Origin of the sequence: Virgibacillus dokdonensis, from assembly GCF_900166595.1 — a bacterium.
GTDB lineage: Bacteria > Bacillota > Bacilli > Bacillales > Amphibacillaceae > Virgibacillus > Virgibacillus dokdonensis.
Genome location: NZ_LT745763.1, coordinates 1,361,598 through 1,373,244, shown reverse-complemented (window position 1 = coordinate 1,373,244; position 11,647 = coordinate 1,361,598). Strand labels below are relative to the sequence as shown.

9 protein-coding genes are annotated in these 11,647 nt (G+C 37.0%); 3 read left to right on the top strand and 6 right to left on the bottom strand.

Annotated elements, in window-relative coordinates:
- The first annotated feature begins 740 nt into the window (after positions 1–740).
- Entirely contained in the window at positions 741–1,316 is a 576-nt protein-coding gene (locus B2C77_RS07915) for a site-specific integrase (RefSeq protein WP_077703130.1), read from the top strand.
- Between the two features lie 361 nt (positions 1,317–1,677).
- Here B2C77_RS07915 and B2C77_RS07910 read toward each other — a convergent pair whose 3' ends face one another.
- Both B2C77_RS07910 and B2C77_RS07905 read right to left on the bottom strand, forming a co-directional pair.
- Complete coding sequence (locus B2C77_RS07910) at positions 1,678–2,394, bottom strand: hypothetical protein (RefSeq protein WP_077703129.1); 717 nt, start codon at positions 2,392–2,394, stop codon at positions 1,678–1,680.
- Positions 2,395–2,514: 120 nt separating this feature from the next.
- Positions 2,515–3,510, bottom strand: a complete 996-nt coding sequence (locus tag B2C77_RS07905; protein WP_141130702.1) for a tyrosine-type recombinase/integrase — start codon at positions 3,508–3,510, stop codon at positions 2,515–2,517.
- Positions 3,511–4,370: 860 nt separating this feature from the next.
- On the opposite strand from B2C77_RS07905, the gene B2C77_RS07900 reads away from it, so the two are divergent.
- Both B2C77_RS07900 and B2C77_RS07895 read left to right on the top strand, forming a co-directional pair.
- Positions 4,371–5,969, top strand: a complete 1,599-nt coding sequence (locus B2C77_RS07900) for an ATP-binding protein (RefSeq protein WP_077703128.1) — start codon at positions 4,371–4,373, stop codon at positions 5,967–5,969.
- Positions 5,947–6,669 (top strand): response regulator, encoded by a 723-nt coding sequence (locus B2C77_RS07895; protein WP_077703127.1) that lies wholly within the window; start codon positions 5,947–5,949, stop codon positions 6,667–6,669. Before B2C77_RS07900 ends, B2C77_RS07895 begins: the two co-directional genes overlap by 23 nt.
- 218 nt (positions 6,670–6,887) lie before the next feature.
- Here B2C77_RS07895 and B2C77_RS07890 read toward each other — a convergent pair whose 3' ends face one another.
- The 4 genes from B2C77_RS07890 to B2C77_RS07875 form a co-directional block, all read right to left on the bottom strand.
- Positions 6,888–7,913, bottom strand: coding sequence for a 2-hydroxyacid dehydrogenase (locus B2C77_RS07890; RefSeq protein WP_077703126.1), 1,026 nt, complete (start codon positions 7,911–7,913; stop codon positions 6,888–6,890).
- Between the two features lie 86 nt (positions 7,914–7,999).
- Entirely contained in the window at positions 8,000–9,055 is a 1,056-nt protein-coding gene (locus B2C77_RS07885) for an AEC family transporter (RefSeq protein ID WP_077703125.1), read from the bottom strand.
- A 279-nt stretch (positions 9,056–9,334) separates the two neighbouring features.
- Positions 9,335–10,348: a 2-hydroxyacid dehydrogenase gene (locus tag B2C77_RS07880; protein ID WP_077703124.1), complete on the bottom strand. Its 1,014-nt coding sequence runs from the start codon at positions 10,346–10,348 to the stop codon at positions 9,335–9,337.
- 25 nt (positions 10,349–10,373) lie between these two features.
- Positions 10,374–11,432: an AEC family transporter gene (locus tag B2C77_RS07875; protein WP_077703123.1), complete on the bottom strand. Its 1,059-nt coding sequence runs from the start codon at positions 11,430–11,432 to the stop codon at positions 10,374–10,376.
- Positions 11,433–11,647: the final 215 nt, after the last annotated feature.

The window sequence follows — 11,647 nt, the reverse complement described above, 5'->3', positions numbered from 1 at the left end:
TAAGCCATTGACGATTTACCTATTCCGGCTTTCTTTGCGAGTTCTACGTGTACTTGCGATTGTTCTCGTTTTTCCAAATCTGGCAAAACGGTATTTTGTTTTAACGTAGAGTTTCTTTTATTCTCCGACTTCCTCCGTTCTTCCTCATAGAACAGCCGAATTACTATTGCCGCTTTTTGTCACGTTTCAGGGATGTACAAAATCGGTCACAAGTACTTATTTATATCTGTATGTAGGTATAAAAGAGAGCAGTTTAAGGTGAGCGCGCGAAAATGAACGTTTGTGATACATCGCCACGACTTCCCGACCATTCCCAAAGTTTAAAATTTTGTAAGAAAATTGCGCAGGTCAGGCAAAGCGAAACTAAAACGACCACCCCCCGGGGTTATCTCGTCCAGCCCGTTTCCCTCGAATAAATCCGGCATGTATTTTCGATTTGTTTTTTGGCTGTTCTGTCTCGTCCTCACTCCGCTTGCTTCCGTCGGCTTGCTTCCGCCTGTTTACGTCGTGGTTTCCTCGTCCTCACTCCGCTCGCATTACGTGGTCGCCGTTGTGCGTTCCGTCTCGCCCTGCTCGTCCTGTCATTACTGAATGTAATCTTATACATATTTCCTTACATACGATTCATTGTATCATAAAGGTTATGTGCTTGACTATCGATTGAATGTACGGTATTATGTTTATATACAATACAACAATACATACGATTCACTATAAAACGATAGAAGGACGGAGATAAAATGACGAACACAATAGATGTACAACCGTTGAGAACGACGGAGGAAATAGCGGAGTTCCGCGAAGCTTTAAAGATAGCCGGAAAAGGCGTCGGACAAATGGATCAATCCCTACGTAATCTAACTTTGTTTAATATCGGAATTAATACCGGATTGAGAATTAGCGATATAGTAACGTTAAAAATAGCCGATGTAAAAGGACGAACAAACTTTACTATTCGAGAAGGTAAAACGCAGAAAAAGCGGACTGTTCACTTAAACGCAATCATGGCGGACATAGCCGAATATGTAGCCGACAAGCCTGCCGAATCTTGGCTGTTCCCTAGCCGCAAAGGAAACGGTCATATAACGACTACACAGGCTTATCGGATACTTAACAAGGCGGCAGACTTGATCGGAAGGAACGATATAGGAACGCATACACTCCGCAAAACATTCGGTTATCATTACTACCAGCGGACTAAAGATGTTGCTACCTTAATGGAGATTTTTAACCACGCAGACCAAGCGACAACTAAACGATACATCGGGATACGCGAGCAGGAGATCGCCAACTCACTTCGGGATTTCCGGTTGTAAAACAAATTAGCGACAAATTGACGGCTCCCGAAAATTTCGGAAGGTCGTCCGTCGTGAACGCTTTGCCCGACAATTCGGCGGAATTAACTATATATGTACACGAAAACGTAAATTAAACCACATATAGTATCGCGGTAACTGTAAACGCATTGCAACGTTAGGTTGACGAAAACCCCGCAGTTACTCCGAGTTTCTTCTTATGTCTGCTCTTAGTACCTAGTACTAAGAGCGAATGTCTCGTTTACAGCCCTTTCATCTTTTATGTTTTATGCCTACGTCCACAAACGATACATTTTCCGTTGAAATAGCTGTATCTGTGTTTGCGGAACAACCGGCAGCCTATCCAGTATTTTAGTCGCATTTATACGCACCCCTCTCCTAAAAATAAACGCCTGCTTAACTTGCGCACACTGGCGTACATATACCCGCTTAAGTTACGTATTTGCCCACGTTTATACCTTTGTATGCAATCTAAGATACACGCTTGAAACGCCTCTGTATGAGCTTCTAAGCGTACTTTAGATGACTTAGCACGAAACACTATACCGACGTATTTACGTAACTCCTTGCCGAAAAAGAACGGCTTTAACACAGCGTATAAAGGCGCAGGTATGTTCGTTGACTCTGCCGACGGTTCTAACACGTAATTATATTCGCTTATAAAATTGTCGGTTTGCTTTTCGACAATCGGCTCGCTTTCCGCTGCTGGACGTGCTTTCTTCGGCTCTTTGCCATGCGACATTTTCGACTCGCCAACATACGGCAAAATACGATAAATGTTAGCACCTTTTCCGCCTCTAATTGCTCTAGTTGTGCTTAACTTTTCGATGACTCCTAACGAAACCAACGCCTTGACTGCTCGCTCTACTGTACGACGAGACTTGTTAACCCCGTCTGCGATCGTTTGCGTTTTTAAGTGGCTTGCTCCGGGGTACTTAACGGAATATTGCGATATAAATTGTAATACGTTGCGCTGGGTGTCGTTCATGTCGTATTTTCTGCGATTAGTATGCTGTTTAACGTGGTGGTTTAATTCGTTAATGTCGGTAAATACTTGATATTTCGATAAGTAATGCATTGCGATTCCTCCTCGTAAAGAGGCGCTTGACAATTACCGTTTTTTGCGATACACTAACGATAGGTGAGGTGCGTAGTGTATCGGGTTCTGCCCGGTGTGGTGCGCGCTCTTTTTTTTGTTTTATATCTTTGTTTTCCTCGGACGGTTCCTTTTATCAGCAATTTTATTTATCGGCGAGTGCAACGTATGCTGTCCCTCAACCGCTTTGTTTGATAAGTGAGTGTATCGCAAAACCATCCGCAAGTCGGAGTGACCGAGTAGCATTTGCAGATGCCTTATTGAACCTCCATCTTCTAAAAAAGCAGTAGCTGCGGAGTGTCTCAACAAATGAGGGTGTACCTTCTTTTTAATTTTCGCTTTATCTCCATACTCGTAAAGTCTCTTTCTAAATAAATCCCTATCTATTGGCTCTCCATAGTTAGTTAAAAACACGTATTCTGTATCAAAATCCTCATTTGCTAGAACCAATCGCTTAACAAGTTTCGTCGTAGCCGGTCTTAGTGGCAAAGTACGTGGTTTTCTGTTTTTAGCAACTCCCGCTCTTATAGTTACGGTGTTATGGTCAAAGTCAAAATCGTTACTCTTTAATTGCGTTAACTCGCCAATTCGAGCCATAGAATCAATTGAAAGATATAAAAGTGAAACATCACGCATTCCTGCGTAACTTGTTTTATCCGGTGCTTGTAGCAACCCCCTCATTTCGTCAATTGACAATACTTCGATATTATCTACTGGGTCGGGAATGTTCTTTATACCCGCCATTGGATTATTTGATGTTATTTCTTCCTCGTACAGACACCTAAACATCACCCTAAGCGTTTTTAATCTAGTATTGATAGTTCCTGATGCTAGCCCTTTTTTACGTTGCTTTTTACTTTTATAGTGGTGTCCGTCAAAAGTAATAATCTCTTTTTGCATATACGTGATATAGTCCCGAAATAACGTTCGATTTAACTCACTAAAAGATTTAGGCATCTCTCGCAATTCAAGGAATCTCTCAAAATATGCGTAATTATCTTCGTATTGTTTTATAGTTGATTCTGCCTTACCCTCGGCAATTTTAATTGATAGGAATGTTCGAAATAATATAGGTAAATCCTCTTTAATTTTGCCCACAAAAAAAAGCACACCTCCCTGTTTGGAATGGCGTGCAACGTACCGAATTAGTTCCTTTACCTTACGTCTAAGTCACCGCTATGTCATCGTTATATCAACGCACAAAAAAGCGCCAAAACATTGATTTAACAACGTTTCAGCGCGTATGTAATCCGTTTAATTTCCGTCAGCCTCTGTCAAGGTGGCGCTCTCCCAGCTGAGCTACGGAATCATAGAATCAATTAAAAGCGACAATTATTATTATACATAAGAACGTGTGATATTGCAAGTATTCGTAGGAAATCGTAATCGATATAATACTTGTCAATTTCTCCATATTTCTTTGGTCATGACAATATACACAGTTTCTGTATCACCATTTCTATGAACGAATATCGCTACGTAGTTAAAACCAACATTTTTATACATATCACACCATAGTATCTTCTTTTAGATTAAGTTTTGCATCAATTAAACAACAAGCAATGGGATCTGATCTTCAACCAAGTCCAATAATCTGTATAACACACTCCTTAGTCTCAACTATCTTTATGATTTAACCACTTATGATCAGGTGCATGAACTAGATGAAAAGCATATTCCCTTCCCTTTTTATATGGAGCACTTGTTTACTAATCTCCTTACAGAGACTAACAAATGTTACCAACTCTCTCATTATTGTTCATGTCACCAACTCTTAACGAACCACATTTGTACTAATACTTAATTTGTGCAAAAAATTCTTAAGTACTTTTCAGGCTCATTTCCTCACATACTATTGGAAGTGAGGATGCAATCCTGCTACAATAAAGAACAGAAAAAACAGAAGGGATCTGGACAACATTAAAGATAAATGGCTGGCAAAACTTTCATTGAAGAAAATGACTACCTTGCTCGTTTTAATCTCTGTCATAGCCTCGCTTATTGCTTCTGCCATTCTTTTAGATGACTATGTATTGGAGAGAGAACATCGAGCAGTGCAAAATAAAATTAAAAATGTTGCTAGAATGGTCGCTAAAGATACGCGTGTGATAGACAAAGTGGAAGGTTCTCCGTCAGACGCTGCTATTCAAAACTATGCAAATGAAGTGATGAATGCAACTGGCGTCAGCTTTGTTGTTGTTTTAGATAATGACCTTACTCGAAAGTCACATCCAGATGAAAGTGTAATTGGTGGCACATTTTCTAATATTGACGATGCAAGTAGATCATTGAATGGTACAGAGCATTATTCTAGGCATGTAGGAATCCTTGGAGAAGGAACACGCTTTTTTACACCGATTTGGAATGACGAAGGGGAACAGATTGGAATTGTTTGCGTAGGGTATGTGCAACAAACTATTAATGATGAATTATGGAATGCGCGGAAAAATTTATATGTCGGCCTCGGTGTTGGTCTATTAGTAGGTATCATAGGTGCGCTTTACTTAGCAAGATATTTGAAAAAAGTGCTATTAGGACTTGAACCTAAACAAATTGTTGCTCATATGAAAGAGAAAGAAATTATTATTGACTCTGTTAGTGAAGCAATTATTGCTGTTTCTCCTAAGCGGAAGGTATTATTACAAAATGTTAATTTTAATAAGCTACTCAATAAAACAGAAGTTGCAACAAAAGCAAATTCCAATGGATACCTTAATGATACGCTTTTTTCCTTAATATTTGACGATGTATTTAAAACAGAGAAACCGATCGCTAACCGAGTAACAGTCATTAACCATTTTGAATTTATCGTCAATGTGCAACTGATCTATATTGATAAGAACATCTATGGAGCGGTGGCGACTTTATATGATCAATCTGAGCTACAGCATCTAATTCGAGAGTTAAGCGGGACGGAACAATACATTGATTCTTTACGTGCGCAAAACCATAAGTTTATGAATCAACTCCACACTATTTTAGGTTTAATTGAACTAGAAAAGTATGAAGATGTGCACCATTTTGTTCGTGTCCTTAATCATAATTATCATCGTGAAATGGGCTTTGTGACGGATAAAATTAAAAGCTCAGCAATAGCAGGTTTTTTACTTGGGAAAACAAGTGAGCTCGACGAACAAGGTGTTACATTAATCATTGATGAAGACTCCTATTTTCCAGCGATAAAAATCGGCGATATGCTTCATGACTTACTACTCTCTATGGGTATTCTTATTGACAATGCAAAAGAAGCTGTCATAAATAGCTCTAAAAAGCAAGTAATCCTTTTTCTGAAATATGATGAGGCTGAAGAAGTAATCATGTTTGAAGTACAAGACACAGGACCGGGTATTGAAAAACATGTATTACCTAAAATATTCGAACGCGGTTATTCTACAAAAGGAGAGAACAGAGGCTATGGATTGGACGCCATTCAATCCATTGTAAAGCAGTATCATGGACTTGTCGATGTCCAAGCAAAAACTGGACGAGGAAGTACTTTTCGTATCGAATTTCCGTTCAAATGGAGGAACAAAAATGATGAAAGTAATGATCGTTGAAGACGATCCAATGGTAGCTACCATTAACCAACAATATATCGAACGATCAGAAGGATTTCATACCATTGCCGCAGTAGGAACAATTACGGAAGTTTGGGAAGCCTTAACAATGGACATACCCAATTTAATCTTGCTTGATGTTTATTTACCCGGCCAAACAGGCTTAGAATTTTTGCAAGAATTAAGACAAAAACAGTATTCGATCCCCGTCATCATGATTACAGCTGCGGATGATATTGGAACAATTAAAACGTCCTTAGAGTACGGAGTCATTGACTTTCTAATTAAACCTTTTACCTACCAACGATTTAAAGTAGCCATCGATAACTTTATGCAATATCATAAATTGACAACGAGCATGGAAAAAACGGATCAAGAAACGTTAGATCAACTGCTTATTAAAGAAAAAACACCAATATCATCCAGAAATAATAATGTCTTAACACCTCTCCCTAAAGGTTTATCCAAACTAACCTTAAAAAAGGTGCTTCAAGCTATTGAAAAACAGACTCATGCCTTCTCTACCGAGGATATTGCTTCAAGTATAGACTTATCACGAATTTCTACAAGAAAATACTTGCAGCATTTAAATGACATTGGTTTTTTAGAATCAGAATTAAAATATTTATCCGTTGGTCGTCCTATTATGATTTACCATGTCGTGCCAAACAAAGAGCATTTAATTGTAGATTATAAGTGAATTTACCCTTTAGATAAAAGAAAGTCTGTTGCAAAACCCACCATTTTTCTTGCTTTCAAACATGATAGGTAATCACTCACCTGCAAAAAATAACTCGACTCAAGATGCCCTTGTATCTTACTGTAAAAAAGAGGAAGCATCTTCAAAGATGCTTCCTCTTTTTTTACTATAGAAAAGTATATAGACTTTTAGGGGGAATCATACGTTTTTTTACCAATCTATGATACAGCTTGACTTTTTTCAGGAAGTTCTACGACATTTGTCGTGCTCCCTTTTGTAATCGTATCATGTAAGTTTTCAAAGCTTGTCTCAATCATATTCGTTAGAGCTTCGTCTGTATTTGAACCGATGTGCGGTGTAATCAGCACACGTGGATATAAATCAACGAGTGCTTGTACAGTTGAATCTAGCTTTTTACCATCATTAAACTGTTTGAAGAAGATCTCCTTTTCATTCGCAAAGACATCCGTGGCAAAACCAGCTAATTTATGTGTACGAAGCGCTTTAAGGATCGCCTCATTATCTTGAAGTTCCCCTCTAGCAGTATTAATAAAAATGGCTCCATCCTTCATTTTGGCAATAAATTCATCGTTGACCATTTTATCATTTTTTCCTGGGAAATAAGGAACATGTAAGCTCACAATATCACTTTCTTTTAATAGATCATCTAATTCCATAAAAGTAACTGTTTGCTTTGCTTCTTCACTTTGGTAAACATCATAACCGAGCACTTCTGCACCAAGTCCCTTAAAAAGCTTTGCTTCTGTTAAACCAATTTTCCCTGTCCCGATAATCCCTACCTTACAGTTACGAATTTCTTTACTAAACATAACGGAATCAACAGTAAAATCTTTGTTCGCCGTTTTAACGGTTGTGTAAGCAGTATGACGTAATAACGACATAGCAAGCGTTAAAGCTAACTCAGCAATAGCATTTGGTGAATAAGATGGTACACGCGCTACATACATGTCGTAATCTGCTGCTGCTTGTAAATCAATATGATTATAGCCTACGGTTCTAGTAAATACATATTTAACCCCAAAGCTACACATTTTTCCAATATTTATTCTATCGGCAACACAATTCCCTCGTAGTAACACAGCATCCATTCCTTTTGCTGTATCTATATTATCATGTGTTAATAAATCCTCCACTAAAGTTAAGTCAAAACCGTATTTATTTAATTTGTTAAAAAATGGCTCTTCATTCTCTCTTACGCCGTAACAGACTACTTTAATCGTCATTCTTACCCTCTCCTTTATTGAATATTATTAATCATCAGATATCAAATCTTGCATTTCATTTGTACGGGCTCTCAAATCCTATTTTTTTAAAATAAATTTGTTGAAGTAATCATATTAATGACAATAATCCAGATCGGAATCATGACAACTGCACTAATCGTTGATAATAAAGAAGCATTCGAAGCAAGTAACGCATCCTTATCAAAGCTAATTGCATATGCAGCTGCTACTGTTGCGGTAGGGGCCGCCATCATAATAACGATGGTTCCTACAGATACTGCACTCATCGTCAATATGCCCGTTAATGAAAGAATCGCCAAAATAACAATGTTAATAATTGGAACCAGCACAACTTTGTTCGCACTGTATATTAAGGATGTCCGATCAGAAATAGCTGTTTTAAAATCAACAGATCCTAATGTTGCGCCAATTGCTAACCATGCTAAAGGTGAAGCTAAGCTTGCTAAATATGTCATTGGCTTAAATAACCATGGAGCAGTTTGGTCAATTCTTAAAAATGCTACTGTTGAAGCAGTACCATCTGCTGCTACAACACTCATTTGTGGTAAGGAATCTTGAAATATCCAGATAAACAATCCTACAAAGGTAGCAATAACTATTGGATTTAGAAACATTTCTTTAATATTTTTTGCTTCCATTTTCAATCCACTCATTTTAATATAGCCGTAAGAATAAAGGAAGATCCGATAGCCAATATTAAAGATGGAAGCGTATAGAACACCTTCAGCACCATAGATTGCTCCAACAATTGGAATACCAAAGAACGTAGTGGAACCAAAAATAGTTAGTACACGTAATGTATCTTCTTTATCCCCTTTAAACTTCGCATACATTGGTTTTGAGACAATAATTAAAATAATATAAATAGCAATTCCCCAAATTAAAATACCCATTCCCTCAGCTAACGATTGTTGGTCAATGTCTTTCATAAAAGCTTTTAGTGCTAAAGCTGGTAACGCTACAGACAATACCACTCTGGATAACATTTTTCCTACTTGATCACTAAAGATATTTTTCTTTCGACAATAATACCCTAATAAAATAATGAACATCGTTGACGTAATCGCACTGATAATATTCATATCTGTAAATGTGGTTTTAAAAATTTCTAGTATTTCCATCGTCTTTTCCTCCAAAATGATATTGTGAATATTTTCACATATTGATTTATAGATAATCTAGCGCGCTATCTCTTACATGCTTATAATAGTACAGTCGCTTCGCTTTTAAAATATAATCTAACTAAACTAACTTTTGTAATTAAAATAAGTGAAATATTGAGCATATGGATTTTCCACCAACAGGAGGGTAAATTATAATAATAGATAGAAGTTTTTCCATAATAAATACAGCGGGGATATAACAAACGGTTATCCTCTCCCCACTATTGAAAATGTAACTTAGCTATTTTTCGTTAGAGAAACGGCATTCGAAGTTCTTCCATTTGTTAGTACATCGTAAAAATTTTGGTAGCTAGTTTCAATCATATTTTTAAGTGCCTCATCTGTATTGGAACCGATATGAGGAGTAATTAACACTCTTGGATACAGTTCAATCAAACCCTTGACTGTTGGATCAAGTTCATCGTTGTTAGTAAACTTTTGGAAAAAGATCTCTTTTTCATTAGCGAATACATCCGTAGCAAATCCTTCCATTTTTTTCGTTAGCAAAGCTTCAAGTATTGCTTCATTATCTTGCAGTTCACCACGAGCAGTATTAATTAAAATAGCCCCATCTTTCATCTTAGAAATAAATGATTTATTAATCATCTTTTCGTTTTCACCTGGTAAGTATGGAACATGAATGCTAACAATGTCGCTTTCTTTTAACAGTTCGTCCAATTCCTTAAAAGTAACCACTCGTTTAGCTGCTTCACTTTGGTAAATATCATAGCCTAACACTGTTGCACCTAAACCTTTGAACAATTTTGCTTCCGTAAGTCCAATTTTTCCTGTACCTATAATCCCTACTTTACAATTTCTCACTTCTTTACTAAACATGACTGGGTCAACGGTAAAATCTTTATTAGCTGTTTTTGCTGTCGTATAAGCTGTATGCCTTAACAAAGACATTGCCAAAGTTAAGGCTAATTCTGCAATTGCATTCGGAGAATAAGAAGGAACTCTTGCTACATATATGTTATAATCTTTAGCGGCCTCTAAATCAATATGATTGTAGCCTACTGTGCGAGTGAAAACATACTTCACACCGTACTCCTGCAATTTCTTCAAGTTTTTTCTATCAGCCGTACAGTTAGCCCTTAATAAGACACCATCTGCGCCCTCTGCTGTTTCTATGTTTTCATGGGTTAACAAAGGTTTTATTAGCTTTAATTGAAATTGATATAGATTAAGTTTATGGAAGAAGGCAGTTTCATTTTCACGAACTCCATAACATACTATTTTAAAATTCATGATTTCATTCTCCTTTTATGCTTCATTATCCAAATATAGGTAATCCAGCTATTATATTAATTACAATAATCCATACTGGAATAAATATAACTGCTGTAATGGTTGATAGTAGCGATGCGTTTGAAGCTAACAAAGCATCTCGATCGAAGCTGATTGCATACGCTGCTGCCACTGTAGCTGTTGGGGTTGCCATCATAATCACTATTGTTCCTAAAGAAACATCACTTACAACAAGAACATTTGTTACTGCAAGCAAAGAAAGGAAAGCAATATTTAAAAGAGGAACAATAATTACTTTATTAAAGCTATAGAACAAGGATGTGCGATCGGTTAAAGCTGTTCTAAACTTAATCGCCCCTAAAGTAGCCCCAATTGCTAACCATGCAAGTGGTGAAGCTAATCGAGCAAGATATTCCATCGGCTGAAATAACCAAGGTGCTGTTTGGTCAATGCGTAAAAATGCCACGTCTGCTTTTGTTCCATCTTCTGCCACGACACTAACTTGGGGCAAATACCCTTGAAATATCCAGATAAATAATCCTAAAAAAGTGGCAATAATGATAGGATTAAGGAACATCTCTTTTACATTCCCTACTTCCATTTTCAATCCACTCATTTTGATATATCCATAGGAGTATAGAAAAATACGGTACCCAATATTGAAAATAGAAGCATATAAAATTCCTTCTGCTCCATAAATTGCGCCAACAATCGGTATTCCAAAAAACGTAGTAGATCCAAATATAGTTAATACACGTAATGTGTCCTGACGATCCCCTTTATATTTTAAGTACATTGGTTTGGATATCAGGATCAATATAATATAGATAGCTATTCCCCAGATAAGCACCTCTATTCCTTCTGCTAATGATTCAGCATCAATATCTTTCATAAATGCTTTAAATGCTAACGCTGGTAATGCAACAATAAGAACTACTTTTGATAGTACCTTTCCTACTTGATCGTTAAATATTTCTCTTTTACGTAGAAAAAATCCCAACAATATAATGAACAACGTAGAAGAAATGGCACTAACAATTTTCATATCCGTAAATGTCTGTTGAATCTCTTGAAGTATCGTCATGATTTCCCTCCAAAGTTTTTAAATATCCTTAATATTTTTTAAGAAAGCTTGAATTGACTCAAACAAATTTTCCCCTATAGTCTGCTTTTTATACAAAGCGCATCTATAAGGAATAAGTTATTTTTATTAATAAAATGGAAGCTTAAAACCTTCTCTATCTTTTACTTGAAGTGGTCTGCCGGGATTTGTATATCGTTTGTGAATTATTTATCATT

Bases quoted from the DNA above. Each gene is read 5' to 3' on its own strand.
- B2C77_RS07915 (WP_077703130.1), top strand. From the start codon at position 741: ATGACGAACACAATAGATGTACAACCGTTGAGAACGACGGAGGAAATA.
- B2C77_RS07910 (WP_077703129.1), bottom strand. From the start codon at position 2,394: ATGCATTACTTATCGAAATATCAAGTATTTACCGACATTAACGAATTA.
- B2C77_RS07900 (WP_077703128.1), top strand. From the start codon at position 4,371: ATGACTACCTTGCTCGTTTTAATCTCTGTCATAGCCTCGCTTATTGCT.
- B2C77_RS07895 (WP_077703127.1), top strand. From the start codon at position 5,947: ATGATGAAAGTAATGATCGTTGAAGACGATCCAATGGTAGCTACCATT.
- B2C77_RS07890 (WP_077703126.1), bottom strand. From the start codon at position 7,913: ATGACGATTAAAGTAGTCTGTTACGGCGTAAGAGAGAATGAAGAGCCA.
- B2C77_RS07885 (WP_077703125.1), bottom strand. From the start codon at position 9,055: ATGGAAATACTAGAAATTTTTAAAACCACATTTACAGATATGAATATT.
- B2C77_RS07880 (WP_077703124.1), bottom strand. From the start codon at position 10,348: ATGAATTTTAAAATAGTATGTTATGGAGTTCGTGAAAATGAAACTGCC.
- B2C77_RS07875 (WP_077703123.1), bottom strand. From the start codon at position 11,432: ATGACGATACTTCAAGAGATTCAACAGACATTTACGGATATGAAAATT.